The sequence below is a fragment of the Sporosarcina sp. GTC18466 genome (assembly GCF_055389225.1).
Genome location: NZ_AP044037.1, coordinates 994496 through 1013685, shown reverse-complemented (window position 1 = coordinate 1013685; position 19190 = coordinate 994496). Strand labels below are relative to the sequence as shown.

At 52.2% G+C, this 19190-nt stretch carries 22 protein-coding genes; 18 read left to right on the top strand and 4 right to left on the bottom strand.

What is annotated here, in order from left to right:
• The first annotated feature begins 318 nt into the window (after positions 1 to 318).
• From ACZ5FK_RS05050 to ACZ5FK_RS05025, 6 genes are all read left to right on the top strand, one after another.
• On the top strand, positions 319 to 1527 hold the full coding sequence (locus ACZ5FK_RS05050; protein WP_464806820.1) for an argininosuccinate synthase: 1209 nt from the start codon (positions 319 to 321) through the stop codon (positions 1525 to 1527).
• A gap of 211 nt (positions 1528 to 1738) precedes the next feature.
• Positions 1739 to 3328: a hypothetical protein gene (locus tag ACZ5FK_RS05045; protein WP_464806819.1), complete on the top strand. Its 1590-nt coding sequence runs from the start codon at positions 1739 to 1741 to the stop codon at positions 3326 to 3328.
• Positions 3329 to 3354: 26 nt separating this feature from the next.
• Complete coding sequence (locus ACZ5FK_RS05040; protein WP_464806818.1) at positions 3355 to 4578, top strand: ABC transporter permease; 1224 nt, start codon at positions 3355 to 3357, stop codon at positions 4576 to 4578.
• Entirely contained in the window at positions 4575 to 5684 is a 1110-nt protein-coding gene (locus tag ACZ5FK_RS05035) for an ABC transporter permease (protein ID WP_464806817.1), read from the top strand. Before ACZ5FK_RS05040 ends, ACZ5FK_RS05035 begins: the two co-directional genes overlap by 4 nt.
• A gap of 1 nt (position 5685) precedes the next feature.
• On the top strand, positions 5686 to 6351 hold the full coding sequence (locus ACZ5FK_RS05030; RefSeq protein ID WP_464807365.1) for an ABC transporter ATP-binding protein: 666 nt from the start codon (positions 5686 to 5688) through the stop codon (positions 6349 to 6351).
• A gap of 57 nt (positions 6352 to 6408) precedes the next feature.
• Positions 6409 to 6993 (top strand): YdcF family protein, encoded by a 585-nt coding sequence (locus ACZ5FK_RS05025; RefSeq protein WP_464806816.1) that lies wholly within the window; start codon positions 6409 to 6411, stop codon positions 6991 to 6993.
• Between the two features lie 132 nt (positions 6994 to 7125).
• Here ACZ5FK_RS05025 and ACZ5FK_RS05020 read toward each other — a convergent pair whose 3' ends face one another.
• On the bottom strand, positions 7126 to 7875 hold the full coding sequence (locus tag ACZ5FK_RS05020) for a histidinol-phosphatase HisJ family protein (protein WP_464806815.1): 750 nt from the start codon (positions 7873 to 7875) through the stop codon (positions 7126 to 7128).
• Positions 7876 to 8055: 180 nt separating this feature from the next.
• On the opposite strand from ACZ5FK_RS05020, the gene ACZ5FK_RS05015 reads away from it, so the two are divergent.
• The 11 genes from ACZ5FK_RS05015 to ACZ5FK_RS04965 all read left to right on the top strand — a co-directional run bounded on the left by ACZ5FK_RS05015 (position 8056) and on the right by ACZ5FK_RS04965 (position 16836).
• Positions 8056 to 9243 (top strand): ATP phosphoribosyltransferase regulatory subunit, encoded by a 1188-nt coding sequence (locus ACZ5FK_RS05015; protein WP_464806814.1) that lies wholly within the window; start codon positions 8056 to 8058, stop codon positions 9241 to 9243.
• Positions 9243 to 9872, top strand: a complete 630-nt coding sequence (gene hisG / locus ACZ5FK_RS05010; RefSeq protein WP_464806813.1) for an ATP phosphoribosyltransferase — start codon at positions 9243 to 9245, stop codon at positions 9870 to 9872. The genes ACZ5FK_RS05015 and hisG overlap by 1 nt, the downstream gene beginning before the upstream one ends.
• Positions 9869 to 11215, top strand: coding sequence for a histidinol dehydrogenase (gene hisD / locus ACZ5FK_RS05005; RefSeq protein WP_464806812.1), 1347 nt, complete (start codon positions 9869 to 9871; stop codon positions 11213 to 11215). The genes hisG and hisD overlap by 4 nt, the downstream gene beginning before the upstream one ends.
• Positions 11151 to 11735 (top strand): imidazoleglycerol-phosphate dehydratase HisB, encoded by a 585-nt coding sequence (gene hisB / locus ACZ5FK_RS05000; protein ID WP_464806811.1) that lies wholly within the window; start codon positions 11151 to 11153, stop codon positions 11733 to 11735. The genes hisD and hisB overlap by 65 nt, the downstream gene beginning before the upstream one ends.
• Positions 11736 to 11748: 13 nt before the next feature.
• A complete protein-coding gene (gene hisA, locus ACZ5FK_RS04995) occupies positions 11749 to 12465 on the top strand; it encodes a 1-(5-phosphoribosyl)-5-[(5-phosphoribosylamino)methylideneamino]imidazole-4-carboxamide isomerase (RefSeq protein WP_464806810.1) in 717 nt (238 codons plus the stop codon).
• A complete protein-coding gene (gene hisF, locus ACZ5FK_RS04990; RefSeq protein WP_464806809.1) occupies positions 12462 to 13217 on the top strand; it encodes an imidazole glycerol phosphate synthase subunit HisF in 756 nt (251 codons plus the stop codon). Before hisA ends, hisF begins: the two co-directional genes overlap by 4 nt.
• Positions 13208 to 13846 (top strand): bifunctional phosphoribosyl-AMP cyclohydrolase/phosphoribosyl-ATP diphosphatase HisIE, encoded by a 639-nt coding sequence (gene hisIE, locus ACZ5FK_RS04985; RefSeq protein WP_464806808.1) that lies wholly within the window; start codon positions 13208 to 13210, stop codon positions 13844 to 13846. The genes hisF and hisIE overlap by 10 nt, the downstream gene beginning before the upstream one ends.
• On the top strand, positions 13839 to 14894 hold the full coding sequence (gene hisC / locus ACZ5FK_RS04980) for a histidinol-phosphate transaminase (protein WP_464806807.1): 1056 nt from the start codon (positions 13839 to 13841) through the stop codon (positions 14892 to 14894). The genes hisIE and hisC overlap by 8 nt, the downstream gene beginning before the upstream one ends.
• An 85-nt stretch (positions 14895 to 14979) precedes the next feature.
• Positions 14980 to 15171, top strand: coding sequence for a hypothetical protein (locus ACZ5FK_RS04975; RefSeq protein WP_464806806.1), 192 nt, complete (start codon positions 14980 to 14982; stop codon positions 15169 to 15171).
• Between the two features lie 67 nt (positions 15172 to 15238).
• Positions 15239 to 16306, top strand: coding sequence for a dual-specificity RNA methyltransferase RlmN (gene rlmN / locus ACZ5FK_RS04970; protein ID WP_464806805.1), 1068 nt, complete (start codon positions 15239 to 15241; stop codon positions 16304 to 16306).
• A gap of 281 nt (positions 16307 to 16587) precedes the next feature.
• On the top strand, positions 16588 to 16836 hold the full coding sequence (locus ACZ5FK_RS04965) for a hypothetical protein (RefSeq protein ID WP_464806804.1): 249 nt from the start codon (positions 16588 to 16590) through the stop codon (positions 16834 to 16836).
• A 180-nt stretch (positions 16837 to 17016) separates the two neighbouring features.
• Here ACZ5FK_RS04965 and ACZ5FK_RS04960 read toward each other — a convergent pair whose 3' ends face one another.
• The 3 genes from ACZ5FK_RS04960 to ACZ5FK_RS04950 all read right to left on the bottom strand — a co-directional run bounded on the left by ACZ5FK_RS04960 (position 17017) and on the right by ACZ5FK_RS04950 (position 18226).
• A complete protein-coding gene (locus ACZ5FK_RS04960) occupies positions 17017 to 17403 on the bottom strand; it encodes a hypothetical protein (protein WP_464806803.1) in 387 nt (128 codons plus the stop codon).
• Between the two features lie 106 nt (positions 17404 to 17509).
• The gene (locus tag ACZ5FK_RS04955; protein WP_464806802.1) at positions 17510 to 17830 is read right to left on the bottom strand and encodes a YflT domain-containing protein; all 321 of its coding nucleotides are present in this window, start codon (positions 17828 to 17830) and stop codon (positions 17510 to 17512) included.
• An 87-nt stretch (positions 17831 to 17917) separates the two neighbouring features.
• Complete coding sequence (locus ACZ5FK_RS04950; protein WP_464806801.1) at positions 17918 to 18226, bottom strand: hypothetical protein; 309 nt, start codon at positions 18224 to 18226, stop codon at positions 17918 to 17920.
• A gap of 197 nt (positions 18227 to 18423) precedes the next feature.
• On the opposite strand from ACZ5FK_RS04950, the gene ACZ5FK_RS04945 reads away from it, so the two are divergent.
• Positions 18424 to 19179, top strand: coding sequence for a FixH family protein (locus ACZ5FK_RS04945; protein WP_464806800.1), 756 nt, complete (start codon positions 18424 to 18426; stop codon positions 19177 to 19179).
• Positions 19180 to 19190: the final 11 nt, after the last annotated feature.

The window sequence follows — 19190 nt, the reverse complement described above, 5'->3', positions numbered from 1 at the left end:
ACGCTGCGCTGTTCCCCCAGGAGTCGCCGCCCTGCACTCCTATCAACTGGATAGCGCCGGTGCCCTCCAAGCCTAATTAGCCATCTTCTTCAAATTAATGGCTTCTGAATGGTTAAACCGCAGAAATACGGCCAAATGGACCCTGCGCTGTCCAATTGGCTTGAGCCGTGCCCGCGGAAAGCGTGCCGGTTCTGGCGATTTTCGTCTTTTCAGACACCCCTTTTTTCACATTATCCTTGCAATTCATCAACTCTATGATATTATAAACATACATTTAAATGAATAATAATACATAAGAGTGAATGGAGGATGATGAGGATGGCAAAGAAAAAAGTGGTTTTGGCATATTCCGGAGGCCTGGATACATCAGTGGCGGTGCAATGGCTCACCGATCAAGGGTATGATGTCGTCGCGTGCTGCCTGGATGTCGGCGAGGGGAAAGATTTGAATTTCATCCAGCAGAAAGCACTGCAAGTCGGTGCGGTGAACAGTTATGTCATCGATGCGAAAGAGGAGTTTGCGGAAGAATATGTGCTCCTCGCATTGCAGGCGCGCACGCTGTATGAAGAGAAGTATCCGCTCGTATCCGCGCTGTCTCGCCCGTTGATCGCCAAAAAACTTGTGGAAATCGCCCATAAGGAGCAGGCGGATGCGGTTGCCCATGGCTGTACGGGCAAAGGGAATGACCAGGTCCGTTTCGAAGTCGCCATCAAAGCGCTGGATCCTTCGCTTGAAGTGATTGCCCCGGTCCGAGAATGGAGCTGGTCGCGGGAAGAGGAAATCGAGTATGCAAAAGAGAAGAACATCCCCATTCCGATCAATCTCGACAGCCCGTATTCCATTGACCAGAACCTCTGGGGCCGAAGCAACGAATGCGGCATCCTGGAGGATCCATGGGCGGCGCCGCCGGAAGACGCATTCGGCTTGACGGCATCGATCGAAGACGCACCGGACACGCCGGACGTCATTGAGATCGGATTCGAAAAAGGGGTCCCGGTCACGCTTGGCGGGACAGCATACCCGCTGGACGCATTGATTCTTACGCTCAATGAGATTGCAGGGAAACATGGGGTCGGCCGTATAGATCATGTGGAAAACCGCCTCGTCGGCATCAAATCCCGAGAAGTGTATGAATGCCCGGGAGCTGTCACGCTCCTGACAGCACATAAGGAATTGGAAGATATCACGCTTGTGAAGGACGTCGCCCATTTCAAGCCGCTCGTTTCACAAAAACTGAGCGAACTCATTTACAACGGGCTCTGGTTTTCCCCGCTCCGCCCGGCTCTTGAAGCATTTATTAAAGAGACCCAGCAACACGTCAATGGGACGGTCCGGGTAAAACTGTTCAAAGGCCATGCGATCGTGCTGGGCCGCAAGTCCGGAAATTCACTCTATGACGAGAAACTGGCCACCTATACATCCGAGGACCAGTTCGACCAGACCGCTGCCGTCGGTTTCATCCAGCTATGGGGCCTGCCGACTGAAGTGCATAGCGCAGTGAACCGAAAAGAGAGAGTGGAGCACTAAGAAGTAGGGCAAAGGAATGGTTTCCTTTGTCCTGTTCTTTTATAGGCAAGCGGTCACTGGGTTGTTCGGCTCACTTTCACAGAACCAACCACCCATTTACTAAATGGTGGTAAATAATCAATTCTCGAAATTTGGCACAAATCTTGAAGCTTTATAGTAGAATCTCTATGATGTGTGAAAACGAGTAACCGAGAATAGGAGAGAGTGAATAGTGGAACAAGAACAACCTCAGGCAGTGAAACGGAAATCGCCTGCCCTGCTGATTATCGTGTTGACCGTATTGTTCGTAGCCGCGGCTGGCACCGTGTCTGCATTTTTATTCCTGAACAAATCACCGAAAGTGCAATACTTGCTTGCGGAAACGAAGACGATCAGCCAGATGAATGAATTACTGCAAGCACGTTATCAAAATGAAGCTGACTGGATGGAAGTCCAGAAGAAGAAGCCGGTCGAGACGATCTATGACCTGTCGGCTGAGTGGAATGATCCGTATGTCGACTATGACATGGAGGAGATCCAGTCCATCGTCAACAGTGTCAAAATACAGCTTGGCCAAGTGAAGGATCCCGTCAAAAAAGAATGGGAGACGAATGCCAGGTTCACATTCGGCAACATTGATTCGGAACTCGGCAAACTGTTCATCACGCCTGAACGTCTGCTGCTCGCCTTGCCGTTCACGGATCAAGTGATTCGCTTCGACGACAAGGATTATGGGAAGTTCATGAGGGAGACAGATGATCCTGATGCCTATACGGGCGAAGAGACGCTTGGCCTTTCCCACCTTTTCGAAGAAAAATACGGCCTGTCGGAAGAATTCCGGAACTATGTACAGAAAGAGTATTTCACTTATTTGTATGAAGAACTTCCAAAAGATGCGTTCACCAGCGAAAAAGAGCAAGTGGACGTGTTCGGGGAGAAGCTGAAAACGCAGCGTGTGACGATGGCGCTGACGGAAGAGGAAGTAAAATCACTGCTGAAGAATTTATTCCAGAAAGCCCGTAATGATGAGAAGCTGAAGGCCTTGATCAAAGAGCAGCTCTCCTTCTCCTCGATGGCGGATGAGATGACAGCAAGCGACTTGACAGAAATGATCCGGGACTTCGAGGATGGATTGGATGATGCTGCAAGAGGCGTCGATGACATCAGATTGCCGGATGGACTTACATCGACGATCTGGCATGTGAAGAACAGCATCGTCAAACGTGATTTCAAAATGACGGCGGGCCCGTCAGATGATGATCTCGTGCAGCTTAAGATCCGCGGCATCCAGCGCTTGAAAGAGGATAATCAAAAATGGGATTATGCCATCGAAGGCAATGATGTGTCGGCAGGCGACGGGGGTGTCGTCTCATTCACGGGCGACCTGAATTGGAAAGATGACAAAGCCTCCGATTCCATGAAAATCGTCTTGGAAGACATGGAACTTACTTATAACGGAAAAGAAGAATTGAAGGGGAACGAACGGACCTTCAACCGGTCACTTTCATTCTCGGACGGATTTTCCGAGCCGGCGCTTGTCTGGACTGGAAAGGCTGTGCACGAGAAGGACTCCATGAAAGCGGATCATGAATTCACGCTGGAAGGGGAAGATTTCGGACTTGATATGGTCACCCTCCACGTGAAGCAGAACGGCAAGATCGTCAAGAAGGTCGATATGCCGGATCCTGAGAAGAAGACCGTCAATATCGGAGTGATGACCGAGGAAGAGCTGGAAGAATTCTTTGAACGAGACATCATGGACGACTTCGAGTCATGGGTCATGGACTTGATGGGCGATCTCGAAAACGAGCTGGGCTACTGAAGCCGGCCTGATAGGAAGTGAACAGTGTGAAGCCGATCCGGAACATGCTATTTTTCACAACTGCACAATTGAAACAGCTGAAGAAGAAGTGGGGGACCCTTCTTCTTCTTTTTCTATTTCCGCCCGTGCTCATCGGACTCGCCGTTCTTCTTTTGGCAGGCCTCCTTGTACCGGAAGGGAAAGAGCCGATCAAAGTGGCGCTTGTCGATGAGGATAAGACGAAGGAATCGGAACTCATCAGCATGCTGCTGACAGAATCGGCAGGAGACGACACATTCCTGCAAATCAGGAGCGAGTCAAAGGGGCAGGCGCAAGCCAGCCTGGCGAATGAAGAGATCAGTACATACATTTCACTGCCAAGCGGATTTACAGAACGGCTGTACGAAGGGAAGCCTGTGACACTGCCGGTTGCATTCAATCCGGCGCGCCCGGTTGACAGCTATATTGTAAAAGGGCTGCTCGACAGTCTTGCCCGGTATATCGGTGCAGCGCAGGCGAACATCCTTGTCATCAATGACTATGCGAAGGAAACGCCGATGAAGAAAGACGAACGGATGGATCTGATGTTCCGCCAATTCATGGATTTCACGCTGTACACCCTTGGGAAAGATAAGTTGCTGGATGAAGAGAAGATCCGCAATGCCGCGACGTCCTCCCCAGCCATGTATTATTCTGTCGCCGCGCTGTTCACCACATTTTCCATTTGGATCCTCGGCTTGTATACGTTGCTCGGGACCGAAGAGAAACCTGCGATGCGCATGCGGCTGCGGCTGTTCGGCGTCACAGAGGGACAGCGGACAGGGGCACGGCTGCTGGTCGCCTGGTTCTGCTCCTTCGTGCCGGTTTTGCTGCTCGTGTCCCTCGGTCTTGCAAATGCCGAGGCGGATTTTTATGCGGTGGATTATGGACGGGTGTTCCTGTTCCTAGGTCTGTACGGTTTGACGCTCGTTTCTGGGATTGCTGTGCTCGGTGTCTGGGCGGGCCAGCTGAAAGCGGGGCTCTTTCTGCAAACTCTTTTCACTGCCGCTGTCGTGTTCATGAGCGGGGCGATTGTGCCCGCGATTTATTTTCCGCAGGCCTTGCAGGAACAGCTGCCTTATCTATTCTCCTATGTTGACATGAAGTGGCTGATCGACATTATCGTGGACGGCAGGAATTACGCCGACTTCATGGAGCCTGCCCTTCATGCGGCGGCACTGCTTGCACTTCTTTGGCTATCCATTGCGGTTCGGAAGAAGGTGGCTGCATGATCACGTCTCGGGTGAAAAGTGAATGGAAGAGCGTTTTCATGTGGCTGCTGATTCCGCCGCTGCTCACGATTCTCGCAATGAGAGGAGTCGGGAGCTTCCAGGAGCATGCGAAAGTGCCGATCGGACTCGTGATGGAAGATGAGTCCCCTTTTGCTGAGCGGCTTGCAGAAGAATTGAAGGCGGACAGCTTGCTCGCCGTAAGGGAATTGGATGAGGATGATGCGCTCCATGCCCTTGCGCAGCATGAGCTCGACAGCGTGTTCATCATCAAAAAAGGATATGGGGAACACGTCCTGGCCGGCAAACGGAACGCACTGATCACCGGGTATTCATCCAACCGGTCATTCGCCTATACGGCGGCGCGGGAGACAGTCATGTCACTGGCGCAAGAAGATCTCAGCCGCTCCAAAGCCGCGTACATTGTTGAGCGCCTGTTCAATGACTATGGCATGTCGGACCAATGGGACTATGAAAAAGTCACCGCCTCCGCGTTAAGCAGGCAACAGGAAGAGGAGCTCTTAAAGACGCGTTTCGTGTACGGAGCTGAAGGGAAACAGGCGGAACAGTTGCCGCTCCTTGATAGCTGGGGGGCATGGGCATTGTTCGCCATCATCAGCGCATTTTTCCTTTTCGACTGGATGATCAAGGAAAGCGCGCCTGATATGAAGATCCGGTGGCTATACAGCTCGAAGCCGTTTCAAGTGTATGCCCTGCAGGTGTTCCTGCTGTACACAGGCTTGACGCTGCTGGCGGATGGCCTGGCGGTATGGCTGTTCCACGTGTTCCTTGGGGAGGGCGTGACAGGAAAGTTTCTGCTCGCGCTGCTAGTCTTCCGGCTGACGATGAACATGTTCGCGTTCTTGTTCGCAATCGTCATCGACGGTCTTATTGTTTACTACGGAACGGGGATTGCTGTCAGCCTGCTGCTTACGGTCGCTGGGGGCGGCTTGATTCCACTGGACGGCATCCAAGGCCAGTACCGGTGGATCGAGGCGCTGAGTCCGGTTCAATCATTATTGAAGAGCGGACTCCCGGGAGCCTGGCTCATAGTACTTCTGCTGCTTCTTTGTGCGTGGCTATGGAAAGGGGGGAAACGGATTGCTTGAAGTGACAGATATTGCAAAAAGATACCGCAGGAAAACGGTCCTGCGCGGCATCTCCTTCACCGTGGAACCTGGCGAAATCATTGGACTTGTCGGGGAGAACGGGGCCGGAAAGTCGACGCTTCTCCAAATTATCGCAACGGCCATGCAACCTACGTCAGGAGAGCTTCGTTTACATGGTACGCAGTATGACGGCGAATTGAAAGCGATCCGGCGCAAGATCGGCTACGTGCCTCAAGAGATTTCCGTATGGGAAGAATATACGGTCAAAGGGAATATGGAGTTTTTCAATAAACTGTCCTGGAAACCGCGGACGCTTGAAGAATGCCGGATATTATGCGAAGAAATGCAGCTGATGGAATGGAATGAGCCGGTCCGTTCATTGTCAGGGGGGACGAAGCGCAAGCTGAACCTCGCCATCAGCCTGTTGCATGATCCGGATCTGCTTCTGCTGGACGAACCGACTGTCGGCATCGATCTGAAATCGAAGACGGAAATCGGGGTGTATCTGAAAAGGCTCGCCAAGCAGCATGGAAAGATGATCATCTACATTTCGCATGATATGGAGGAGATCGAGCATCTGTGCGACCATGTCTACTCGATCGGGGAGGACCCGTTCTACCCGGAACTGCTGGCTGGCCGCGGCATTTCAGTTGAGCGGCTCCGCTGAATTCATTGTCCGGCAGCCTCCGTCATACACTATGGGCATACGGAAAGGTGATTCTTCTTGAAGACACGCAAAAGATGGGGGATCGGAATCGTTGTAATCATTGTGCTTGCTGGCATGGCTGCCCTTTGGGTCATGTCCGGCATCTGGATGGAAGAAGGAAAAGGGCCGGCTGCAGATGGGACAAACGCGTACGCTATTGTCCTAGGAGCGAAAGTGAACGGGGAAACGCCTTCGCTTTCATTGAGATACCGCCTGGAAAAAGCGGCGGACTACGCAGATAGGCATCCCCATGTATCCTTGATCCTATCAGGAGGACAAGGGCCGGATGAAGGGATTGCCGAAGCGGAAGCGATGCGTCGGTACCTCGTGGAACACGGCATTTCGGAAGATCGTCTTCTGCTGGAAACAGAATCCACTTCGACATATGAAAACCTGTTGTTTTCAAAGCGGCTGCTGCCGGAAGGCGTGGATTCAGTCACGCTCATTACAAGCGATTACCATGTTGCCCGTGCGCGGAAACTTGCTGAACATATGGGGCTCAGAACAGACAGTATCGGCGCGAAAACACCACGCTCCGTCCGCGCCAAGCAAAACATCCGGGAGCGCCTCGCTCTGATCAAGACATATATTGCAGGAAGATAAAAATAGGATACTAAAACTCCCCGAAACGCAGCGTCTGCTGTTGCTGCGTTTCGGGGAGTTTTTTGCCGGCTGTGGATGGATGGGACGTCTTGCTTCTTCTTCCAGGCGGATCATCCTGTCAGCCGAAATGTATTACAACGTTTCAATCGGATGGAATTCAGGTTTCATCTTGTCGAATGTCGCGATATAGCGGAAGCCGATGGATTTCAATAAATCGAGCGATTCCTTGAACTGGTAGCCGACATGTTCCGTCCGGTGGCTGTCGGATCCAAGTGTGATGATTTCCCCGCCGCATTCCTTATACAGCTGCAGCACGTCCTTACTCGGCAGTCCGCAGTCCAGCCCATACCGGACGCCGGATGTATTCAGCTCGATCCCTTTCCCGGCAGGAATGATCTCCTTAAAAATTTCCGATAGCAAGTCATGGAAAGGATGATTCACTTTCTCTTTTGCATAACGCTTGATCAGATCGACATGTCCAAGGACCGAGTAGGAGTCGAAAGAGCGGACGCAGCGGAGCAGCTCCGAATAATACGCCGTAAATGCCTCTTCTGTCGTCCGGCCTTCAAAAATTTCCCCGTAATGCAGTCCTTTTCGTTCCACGGTGTGCATAGAACAAATGATGAAATCGAAGCCCTCCTGCTCCGCCATTTCCGCGCATTGCTGCAGAATGTGCGGCTGGACACCGATCTCGACACCTTTCTTGATCCGGATCTGCCCCTCATATGCCTTCTGTAGCCGCTTGATCTCTGCGGCATATTTCTTTTTATCAAAATCAAAAAAGATCGAGTCATCCGGATAGTCATAGTCGACATGATCGGTGAAGCAGATCTCCTTGAGACCTGCCGCAATCGAGGCAAGGACCATATCCTCCATTTTCATCTCACAATCTCCTGAAAACTCGCTATGCATATGGTAATCAAACATACTGCAAAATTCTCCTTTCGGTTGACAAAACTGAAAACTGATATTATAGTACTCTATAACTTCATCACAGTAAAGTAATAAAGCGATGATGCATACACTTTGCACATGAGTGCATGCAAGGAATGGGGGAACACAGTGACTGTACTTGCTAGGAAAGACAGATTCTTTCAACAGACATTGCGGACGATGGAAAATCGGTTTGAATCATACGGTTTCGAGAAAGTGCGGACACAAGCCCTGGAATCGTATGAGTTATACATGGACGCAGGAAGTTCCATCGACCGGCGAGAGATGGTCAAAGTGATCTCTGGCGCCGGTGAAGTGCTCGTCTTGCGGCCGGACGTGACCATTCCGATTACAAAGGAATTGTCTCATGCGAAAGAAAAGCTGACAAGCGAACACCGTTTTTACTACATACAGGAAGTGTTCCGCACATCAGGAGAGGCGCATGCGCCGCTGTCGAGAATACAGGCAGGCGTCGAATATTTCGGGGAAACGACTGCGATGGCGGATGCCGAGACGGTTGCGCTTGCAATCCAGACTCTTAAAGATCTGGGATTTCCGCAGATCACCATTGAAATGGGCATGCCGGAACTTTTTCAACTGCTTGCCGCAAACATTCCGGAATCCCAAAGAGATCTTATTAGACAGCTCATCAGAACGAAAAATAAGGTTGAACTCCATCGCATGCTTGGTCAGATGGATGACGCGCCCGAGAACAGGATCATCCGCAAGATTCCTGAACTGTATGGAAAGCCGTCTGATGTTCTGCAAAATGCGCGGACTTGGTTCAAGGGACAGCGGATGGAACATCTTTTCAACCATTTGGAAGAAGTGAACCGCCTTCTCGGAATCTACGGTCACGGCGAGTATATCAATCTCGATCTCGGCCTGCTCAATGACATGGATTATTACTCAGGCATCGCGATACAGGGGTATGCAGGAACGTTCGGCAAGCCGGTTCTCATGGGAGGGCGGTATGACCGTCTCGTCCGCCAGTTCGGTGCCGAACTTCATGCGGTCGGTTTTGCATTCGAAGTGGATTCATTGATGGAAGCGATGGAGCAGCCGCCTGCCGGCAGCAAAGCAAGGCAGATCTGCTTTTATTACGATGATCAGAGCGTGGAACTGGCAATCCGGCTGTCGGAGGAGATGCGCCGGGCCGGCTTCCGGGCCAGCATGGCAAAGAGGGCTGGAAAGGAAGACACAACGCTGTTCGTGGATTTGAACAATGGAGAACAGATGTTATCGCGCTGCGGTGAAAGGATTTCATTTGAAACAGGAAAAGAGCTTGAAGCGCTCTTGGAAAGGGGGGGCGGCTGATGGTGCCACTTACAATCGCAGTCGCAAAAGGGCGTACGGCAGAGCGGGCAATTTCCATCCTGCGTGCATCCGGAATTGATTTTGATGGATACGGCGAAGGAAGCCGGAAGCTCGTATTCCGCAATGAGCGGCGTCAGATCGATCTGCTCGATGTGAAAGCGGTCGATGTTCCGACGTATGTGGAAAAAGGGGCGGCGGATATCGGGGTGATCGGCAAGGATATTTTGATGGAAGATCCGCGGGATGTATATGAGCTGGCGGACCTCGGCATCGGTGCCTGTAAGATGGCCGTGGCAGGTTTCAATCGTCCGCTGCCGGATGAACGGCTCCTCGTCGCTTCCAAATATCCGAAGATCGCCATGGACCATTTCAAGCGGAAAGGGATCCGGCCGGAAGTCATCAAACTGAATGGCTCCGTAGAACTTGCGCCGCTCATCGGACTCGCGGATGTAATTGTCGATATCGTCGAAACGGGATCCACACTCCGTGAGAACGGCCTCGTGGTCCTTGAGGAGATTGCGGATATCAGTGCAAGGCTTATTGTGAATAAAGCAAGCTATGCGACGAAGACGCAGCGGATCCAGGAATTCATCATGGCGGTCGAATCAGGGAAGGAGTTATGCAGATGAGAGTGCTCGATGCGGACCAGTTTTTCCGCGAAAAAATGGCCGTGGATGGCAATGGAAAGGCGGAGGGCGGTACGGATCAGGCAGTCCTCGATATTATCCGGCAAGTCCGTAAAGAGGGCGATGCGGCGCTGAGGAGACTGACAGAACGGTTCGATGGCGTGAGGCTGACCGACTTCCGAGTTTCAGAAGAGGAGTTCCAGGAAGCCGAAAGGATGGTCCCAGAGCGGCTGATGAGGGCGCTGGTGAATGCGGAGAGAAGGATCAGAGCATTCCATGAAGGCCAGAAGGAGCGCTCTTCATTCATGACAGAAGAAAACGGAATCCTCCTCGGGCAATTGGTGACACCGATCGAGAGGGTCGGCATGTATGTGCCGGGCGGGACAGCGGCGTATCCTTCCACTGTCCTCATGAATGCGATTCCTGCAAAACTTGCGGGTGTCCGGCAGCTGGTCATGGTGACCCCGCCAGATCAAACTGGCAACGTGAATCCGGCAGTTCTAGCTGCAGCAAGGTTCTGCGGCGTGGACGCCGTCTATAAAATCGGGGGCGCCCAGGCAATTGCTGCCCTTGCGTATGGAACGGAGAGCATTCCGAAAGTGCTGAAAATCACAGGCCCCGGCAACCAGTTTGTCGCCAGTGCGAAAAAGTGGGTGCATGGCGATGTCGCAATCGATATGATTGCGGGGCCGAGCGAGATCTGTGTCGTCGCAGACGAAACGGCGAGTGCAGCGTATGTGGCGGCCGACCTGTTATCACAGGCGGAGCATGATGAGCAGGCGGCGGCTGTTTGCATCACCACAAGCGAGACGTTTGCGCGGGCACTTGCCGCGGAAGTCGAAATCCAGCTAGGCCGGATGAAACGGAAAACGACCGCCGCAGCTTCGATTGAGAAGAATGGCCGGATCATCATGGCTTCGGGGATCGAGGAAGCGATTGAAACGGCGAACCGGCTGGCGCCGGAACATCTCCAGCTTATGATGGAGAATCCGATGGAATATCTTCCGTCCATCCATAGCGCTGGAGCAGTTTTTATCGGCCCGTATTCACCGGAAGCACTCGGCGATTATATGGCGGGACCGAACCATACACTTCCGACAGGCGGAACGGCAAAGTTTTCCTCACCGCTCGGCGTATACGATTTCCAGAAGAGATCGAGCCTCATCCGATTCACGGAGAAAGCATTCGATGAAGTGGCTGGCGATATCATAGCAATCGCGGAAGCGGAGGGATTGCAGGGGCACGCCGATGCGGTGCGGATCAGAAGGGGGAACGTTAGGGATGAGAAAAGCGGAAGTCTTGCGGAAGACAGCCGAAACGTCGATCGAGCTTGCGCTATTGATTGACGGAACGGGAAAGACGGACATACGGACGGGGGTCGGTTTCTTCGATCATATGCTGACACTGTTCGCGGCGCATGGCCGCTTCGACTTGACGGTATCATGCGACGGGGATCTGGAGGTGGATCAGCATCATTCCATCGAAGATATCGGCATCGTACTCGGCCAGGCGGTCCGTGAGGCGCTGGGTGATAAAAAAGGGATTGAGCGGTATGCACATGCCATGACGCCGATGGATGAGGCGCTTTCCGCTGTTACGCTCGATATTAGCGGAAGGTCGTTCCTTGTATTTCGGGTCGATGGAATGAAAGAAAAAGTGGGTTCATTCGATACGGAGCTGGTCGAGGAGTTTTTTCTGGCGTTCACTAGAAGCAGCGGCATGACGCTTCATATTGAACTGAAATATGGAAAGAACAGTCACCATATAATCGAATCGATCTTCAAAGGGTTTGGAAGGTCGCTCGGCGCTGCAGCCGCGCTGAATCCGGACGTGAAGGGAGTCCCTTCGACAAAAGGGATCTTATGAGGAGGGGAAACGGATGATTTTATTTCCAGCGATAGATATCCTGGGCGGGCGGTGTGTCCGGCTCAGGCAAGGGGATTATGGGCAAGAGACAGTCTACCACGAGTCGCCTGCTGATATGGCGAAAGAGTGGCAAAGGCAGGGAGCTGAATATATCCATGTCGTCGATCTGGACGCGGCGAAATCAGGACAAACGGAAAATCTGTCTGCAATACGTGAATTGACGGAGGCGGTCCAAGTTCCTGTCCAGGTAGGCGGAGGGGTCCGAAACCTGGACAGGGTCCGGACTTTGCTTGAGCTTGGCGCGGCTCGAGTGATCATCGGGACGGCTGCGGTGCGGGACAGGGATTTTCTAAGGCGGGCGGTCTTGGAGTACGGGGAGCGGATTGCCGTCTCCATCGATTCACGTGACGGGTTTGTCGCGACGGACGGCTGGACGCAGGCAAGCTCTGTCAAAGCGCTCGATCTTCTTATGGACCTTGAGAAGATAGGCGTCCAGACAGCTGTAAGCACCGACATCTCTAGGGACGGGATGCTGGAAGGGCCGAGTATCGCAGAACTAGCTAGGTTCGCGAAAGCTTCCGCTGTCCGCATCATCGCATCAGGGGGAGTTACGACAGAGAAGGACATTATGGAATTGCGCAACAAGGGCCTGTACGGAGCAATCATCGGGAAAGCCCTGTACGAAGGCAATTTGTCACTTGAATCTTTACTGGGGGCGGAGCAGCTATGAAAGAAAAAAAGATTATTCCTTGTTTGGATATAGATAGCCGGAAAGTCGTCAAAGGGAAGAAATTCCTTGAAGTGAAGGAAGTCGCCGATCCGCTTGAACTTGCAAAAAAATATGTCGCGGAAGGGGCCGATGAACTCGTTTTCTATGATATTTCAGCAACCCGGACAGGAAGGGCCATATTCCTGGACTTGATCGAGGAAATCGCAGCCGTAACATCTGTCCCTTTCATCGTGGGAGGAGGCTTGCAGTCGCTTGGCGATCTGGCGGCGGTATTTGCGGCGGGCGCCGACAAAGCTTCCATCAATAGTGCAGCCCTTCGGAACCCCGATTTTGTGAAGGAAGCCGCGGAACAATATGGGCCTGAGCGCATCATGTTATCGATGGATGTGAGAAAGACAGGGGAAGGGAAATGGGAAGTCTTCGGGGAGGCCGGCATGAAAGCGACCGGCATAGACGCAATTGAATGGGCGAAACAGGCCGAGCAGCTCGGCGCCGGTGAACTCGTCGTCAACAGCATCGACGGGGACGGAATGCGGGATGGATATGACATTGCCCTCTATGAAGCCTTGCACAAGTCAGTCCGGATTCCTGTCGTCGCGAGCGGCGGGGCCGGAGAGCCGGAGCACTTTGGGGAAGTCCTGAAAGAGGGACGCGCGGACGCTGCACTGGCCGCTTCTGTCTTCCACTTTGGCGACATTCGGATCAGCGACTTGAAGGATAGCCTTGCAGAGGGGGAGATCTCATGCTTTTGAATACCGAGGGGATCGTCTTTGGGCCAGGCGGACTGATTCCTGCAATCGTCCAGGATGAGCGGACAGGCGAAGTGCTGATGCTTGCTTATATGAATGAGAGGTCGCTTCAAAAGACGATGGAGACAGGTGAGACGTGGTTCTATAGCCGTTCGAGAGAGGAACTGTGGCATAAAGGCGCGGCGTCGGGGAACCGGCAACGGGTCGTCAGGATGGTGCTCGACTGCGACCGGGATACGCTTCTTCTCGAAGTGGAGCCGCTCGGTCCTGCTTGCCATACCGGCGAAAGAACCTGTTTCGGCTCAGGAAGCGGCAGCATCAGGCGCACGCAGAGGAACATTGTCAGAGACGTACAGAACAGCATCAAGGAGAGACGCGCCAATCCATCGGAGGGTTCCTATACTTCCTATCTGATCAGGGAAGGGATCGATAAAGTGTGCAAAAAAATCGGGGAAGAGGCGACGGAGGTGGTCATTGGCGCAAAGAATGGCGACCGCCGGGAGATTGCGATGGAACTCGCCGATCTGGTGTATCATTCCCTTGTCCTCATGGAAATGACAGGTGTCTCGATCGATGATGTGAAGAATGTGCTTCTTGAAAGAAGCGGAGGGGAAGGCGGATCAGGTGAGTGAACTATGGAGCACGAAGGCGCGTCTTGCGGAGCCTTATGTGCCAGGCGAACAGCCGAAGGATCAGGGATTTATCAAACTGAATACGAATGAAAATCCTTACCCGCCAAGCCCTCTTGTGCAAGAAGCGATCGCCGCGGAAATTGAAAAGCTGCAATTGTATCCTTCTCCCTTCGCGGATCCGCTTCGCGAGACGATCGCCCGCTATTATGGCTTGGCGAACGAGTACGTGTTCGTCGGCAATGGCTCCGATGAAGTTCTGGCACTCGCATTCATGGCCTTTTTCGAGCCAGGCAAAACGATCCGCTTCCCTGATATTACATATAGTTTCTATCCGGTATATGCAAAGTTGTTCGATGTCCCGTTCGAACTGGTGCCGCTGAACGGCGATTTCACCTTATCTGCCGAATCGTTCATTCATTCGCAAGGAGGCGTGATCTTTCCGAATCCGAATGCGCCGACAGGTTTGTTCGAGCCGCTGGAGGCGATCGGGAAAATCGCTAAAGGCAATCGCGGCAAGCTGGTCATCATTGATGAAGCGTATGCCGACTTCGCGCCCGGTTCAGCCATCCGCCTGATCGAGGAGCATGAGAACCTTCTCGTCATCCAGACGGCATCCAAGTCTCGGTCGCTTGCGGGACTGCGCGCCGGGTTCGCGCTTGGCCAGCCGGCGCTGATCGAAGCGCTCAACCGCATGAAGGATTCGTTCAATTCCTATCCCGTCGATCGCCTCGCAATTGCAGGGGCCGCAGCCGCTTTTAAAGATGAAGACTACTTTGCCGGAACGATCAAAGCCATCAAAGCGACGAGGGAGCGGGCGGCATCACGACTGGCAGAGATCGGTTTTCATGTGCTTCCCTCGGACGCGAACTTCCTTTTCGCGGAGCATCCGACCGTAGGGGCCCGATCCATCTATGAGCAATTAAGGGAGCGCGGCATTCTCGTCAGACATTTCGACAGTCCGCGGATTCGGAACTTTCTTCGCATCTCCATTGGTACCGACGAGCAGATGGATGCCCTGTTTTCAGCGCTCGCTTCATTCCTCCGCTGATGACGGAGCGGCCGCATCATGATATACTGGAGTTGAATTTGCGGGGCAATGGACCCGACTTTCAATTCGGAAGGATGTGGCTTCATTGACACCGAAATACGTGGATGTCGCTCTGATTGTGTTTCTTGCGTTTTTAGCCGTAACCCGGTTCATGGAGGGCAGGACAGGCTTCGGCACCATGCTTGCGGTACTTGCGCTGATGAATGTGTTTGTACTCGTCATGAAAATAAAGCAGGACCGTGAACAAGGGTCCCCATCGGAGAAGAAAAAAGCGTGATTTTATGCAACTGGCCATGGTTTTGTGTTATAATTACCGAATGCAAAACGAGAAACGGGGAATTGAAATGAAACAATCCATATATGGTTCGACGTTAGAACAACTCACGGACTTCCTTGTTGCGAATGGCCAAAAGAAATTCCGCGCCGCCCAAGTATGGGACTGGCTTTATAAAAAGCGGGTCACCTCTTTCGCGGACATGACAAATATCAATAAAGACTGCCTTCAGCTGCTGGAGGATCACTATCATATACAGACGCTTGAACAAGAAGTAAAACAAGTGTCAGCAGACGGCACAGTGAAATTCCTGTTCCGCCTGGAAGACGGCAACTTGATCGAAACGGTCCTGATGAAATTTCCGTACGGGCAATCGGTCTGCGTGACGACCCAGGTCGGCTGCAACATCGGCTGCAGTTTTTGCGCAAGCGGACTGCTGCGGAAAAACCGCGATCTGAATGCGGGAGAAATCGTCGGCCAGATCATGAAAGTGCAAGAGCACCTCGATGCACTCGGCAATGAAGAGCGCGTCAGCCATATCGTCGTCATGGGCATCGGGGAGCCGTTTGACAACTACACGAACCTGATGAACTTCTTGCGGGTCGTCAATGACCAGAAAGGCCTTTCTATCGGGGCGCGGCATATCACCGTTTCAACGAGCGGCCTGACGCCGAAGATCCGGGAATTTGCAGAAGAGAATATCCAGATCAACCTGGCTGTCTCCTTACACGCGCCGAACAATGAGCTGCGGACGCAGATCATGAAAATCAACAAGGCATATCCGATCGAGAAGCTGATGGAAGCGATCGATTACTATCTTGAAACGACAAACCGCCGGATCACATTCGAATATATCCTCCTTCGCGACGTCAATGACCACGTCGAGGAAGCGGAACAATTGGCGAAGCTGCTGGCGAACAAACGCCACTTGGCCTACGTCAACCTGATCCCGTACAATCCGGTCGATGAACACGGCCAGTACAGCCGGAGCGAAAACGAAGCCATCAAGGCATTCCACGAAACGCTCAAAAAACGCGGCATCAACTGTGGCGTACGGCTTGAACATGGCACTGACATCGACGCTGCCTGCGGACAGCTTCGAAGCAAGCAGATCAAGAAACAGAAAGCATTGGCATGATAAAACGCACACCTTACGCGGCCTTCCGCGTAAGGTGTGCGTTTTTTTTGTCGTTTCAATGGCAAAGTAAGCAAAGCGCAGGGAAAAGTAAGCAATACTGGCCGCAAAGTGAGCAACACATGCGGCGTAGCAAGCAACGAATGCGTTAGAGTGAGCAATACAACGCGCGAAGTAAGCAACACACGCCGCGAAGTAAGCAATGCACCGAGCTGGGGGGCAGCAAAGCTAAGTGAGCCGCGACAGCAGCACGTGCCGAGAAAGTAAGCAATGTGGTCGTCAAAGTGAGCAATACAACCCGCGAAGTGAGCAACACATGCGGCGGAGCAAGCAACGAATGCGCTAAAGTGAGCAATACAACGCGCGAAGTAAGCAACACACGCCGCAAAGTAAGCAATGCACCGAGCCGAGGGGCAGCAAAGTGCGCCGCGACGGCAGCGCGTGCCGGGAAAGTAAGCAATGTGGTCGTCGAAGTGAGCAATACTGGCCATGAAGTGAGCAACACATGCGGCGAAGTGAGCAACAACAGCTGAAAAGTGAGCAACATACGCCTGGAAATAAGCAACGATAGCTGTAAAGTAAGCAACGCACTCCGGCAAGTAAGCAAGACAGCGCGCCAAGCAATCTGCGTCGCGTATCAAGCCATGCTTCCGCTAAAACATTCACCCACCAGCCAATTCAACAGTCCAATCCTAAAGCAAAAAACCATCCAATCAAGAAGGATGGTTTTGTCCTTTATCCGAAGGTTTGATCAGCATTTTGACCGCTTGGACAATCAATGCAACACCAAAGCCGAGTGTGGTGAAAATGAAGAGAGACAGAATTCCCGCAGCATCCCCTAATTCCTTGTCCATCACAAAGCTTCTGAACATCTCGGCGAATCCGAGAATAAGCGCAATCATGAAAATCCAAAAGCTGGCTTTCATTTTATAGAACAATAATAGGATCGCCAGCATCCCGATCGTGACGCTGAATATGGCGAACGTCAGGTAATTTTTGAAGATCAGTTCATTGCCGAGTACTGTCCTTGTTCCGAGGATCATCAGGACGAATGAGGTGAGGGCTGTGAAAAATCCTATTTTCCAAATCTTACTGTCCATCTTTTTGGCACCTGCTTTCCGTCTCCATCATATCGGAAATTGGTGAATTGGGAAAGCAAAAGAAGCGCCACCCGCTCATGGATGGCGCTTCTTCAATACATTATGATCATTTATTGGCGACGATGACAAGCTTGCCATGGTCGAGTTCACGTTCCGCATCGGCCGCTTCCTCTTTCGAGAGGCCAGCTGCTTCCATCTTGCTGCGCAATTCATCGCCGCGGGACGTGAACATGTTTTTCATGCTGTCCAGGAAGCCTTGTTCCTTCATGCCGACTTGTTCTGTATCGAGGGCGTCAGAGATGTCTTCCGATCGCTTTTTATCATGTGCGAACACATAAATATCATCGTGAGTGAACCCTTGTGTTGTCAAATCCTCGATTTCCTTCTTCGCTTGCACTGCGTTTTCCACAATTCGTTTCATTGTCATAATGATTCCCTCCTATATGGTTATATTCTTCTATACCACAGGCAAGATCATCTGAAACAAGTCTGACAAGCAACTGCTTGGCTATCGTCAGGAAGGAAAGAAATCACCGCGCAGCTTTCGGTAGGAAGACATGAAATGCTCCGGATCGGTTGCGATGGAAAAGGAGAAGAGTCCTTGATTCGTATGCAGATAAAATAAGCCCGAACCGCTTGAGAACGGACGGTAGGAGACATCCTGGACATGATGGATCGGGAAAATCCGATCTGGCGTGTGGACTTCCGTTTCAAACAAGAGGATTGCATGCTGAAGCTGCCTTTCCTTTTGTACAAACCACTCGACGGTGCGTTCCACCCGGGAGAACGGGAGCGAAGAGATCAGCCGATCACTTGGTTGCATAGGGTACCCTCCAATCATGTTGTTTCTATCCTATCCTTTTCCGGTTGAATGCACAAATAAAAACACATCTGCAGTAATATGAATGATTTGTGTCCAAAGTACGTCTAAAGCGTGTCGCATGCAAGCCGTTCATATCAATCAAATTGACGGTAGTGAAAGAACTGCGCTAAGCTGAAAAAGAAGAGGAGGCGTTCTAGATGAAGAAATCATACATAATCATATCACTTATCCTGCTGCTGGCTCTCGCGGCTTGTGGAAAGAACAAGAACGAGGAGGCGCCTGCGCATGACACATCCGCTGACAGTCAGGCGGTCGTGCCGATCTCGGTCGAGCTGACGGTGCCTGAACACGCGGAAGCCGGCGAAGCGGTAACCTTTGAAGCGCTTGTCAAACAAGGCGACACGTTTGTCGATGACGCGGACGAAGTGGTCTTTGAAGTGTGGGAGGAGGGAAAGAAAGGCGAAGGCGATATGGTGGACTCGAAGCTTGCGGGCGACGGTCTGTATAAAGGTGAAATGTCGTTTGAGCACGACGGCTTGTTCCATGTCCAAGTACACGTGACTGCGCGTGATATGCATACGATGCCTGAAAAGGAAATCACAATCGGCGAAGGCGGTCATTATGAGGAAGGTCATCATCACGATCATGGAGCGGAAGGTTTCTCCATGCATTTCATGGTGCCGAAAAATGCAAAGACAGGCGATACGCTGACGTTCATTACCCATGTCCAGAAAGACGGGGAACCTCTCGGAAAAGCGGATGTCCGCTATGAAGTCTGGAACGCGGCAAAAGAAGAGGATGCCCATGAGTACTTGGATGCTGTCGAGATGGAAGCGGGCGAATACCGCACCTTCAAACGGTTCGAGGAAGCAGGGACCTACCAGATTCAGGTCCATGTGAAAAACGAGGAAGGGCTGCACGAGCATCAAGTTTACGAGCTTGTTGTGGAATAAAGACGGAAGAG

Excerpts from the sequence above, each read along its gene's own strand:
- ACZ5FK_RS05050 (WP_464806820.1), top strand. The coding sequence starts at position 319 with ATGGCAAAGAAAAAAGTGGTTTTGGCATATTCCGGAGGCCTGGATACA.
- ACZ5FK_RS05035 (WP_464806817.1), top strand. The coding sequence starts at position 4,575 with ATGATCACGTCTCGGGTGAAAAGTGAATGGAAGAGCGTTTTCATGTGG.
- ACZ5FK_RS05020 (WP_464806815.1), bottom strand. The coding sequence starts at position 7,875 with ATGAAAATGGAGGATATGGTCCTTGCCTCGATTGCGGCAGGTCTCAAG.
- hisG (WP_464806813.1), top strand. The coding sequence starts at position 9,243 with ATGGTGCCACTTACAATCGCAGTCGCAAAAGGGCGTACGGCAGAGCGG.
- hisD (WP_464806812.1), top strand. The coding sequence starts at position 9,869 with ATGAGAGTGCTCGATGCGGACCAGTTTTTCCGCGAAAAAATGGCCGTG.
- hisB (WP_464806811.1), top strand. The coding sequence starts at position 11,151 with ATGAGAAAAGCGGAAGTCTTGCGGAAGACAGCCGAAACGTCGATCGAG.
- hisA (WP_464806810.1), top strand. The coding sequence starts at position 11,749 with ATGATTTTATTTCCAGCGATAGATATCCTGGGCGGGCGGTGTGTCCGG.
- hisF (WP_464806809.1), top strand. The coding sequence starts at position 12,462 with ATGAAAGAAAAAAAGATTATTCCTTGTTTGGATATAGATAGCCGGAAA.
- hisIE (WP_464806808.1), top strand. The coding sequence starts at position 13,208 with ATGCTTTTGAATACCGAGGGGATCGTCTTTGGGCCAGGCGGACTGATT.
- rlmN (WP_464806805.1), top strand. The coding sequence starts at position 15,239 with ATGAAACAATCCATATATGGTTCGACGTTAGAACAACTCACGGACTTC.
- ACZ5FK_RS04960 (WP_464806803.1), bottom strand. The coding sequence starts at position 17,403 with ATGGACAGTAAGATTTGGAAAATAGGATTTTTCACAGCCCTCACCTCA.
- ACZ5FK_RS04955 (WP_464806802.1), bottom strand. The coding sequence starts at position 17,830 with ATGACAATGAAACGAATTGTGGAAAACGCAGTGCAAGCGAAGAAGGAA.
- ACZ5FK_RS04950 (WP_464806801.1), bottom strand. The coding sequence starts at position 18,226 with ATGCAACCAAGTGATCGGCTGATCTCTTCGCTCCCGTTCTCCCGGGTG.
- ACZ5FK_RS04945 (WP_464806800.1), top strand. The coding sequence starts at position 18,424 with ATGAAGAAATCATACATAATCATATCACTTATCCTGCTGCTGGCTCTC.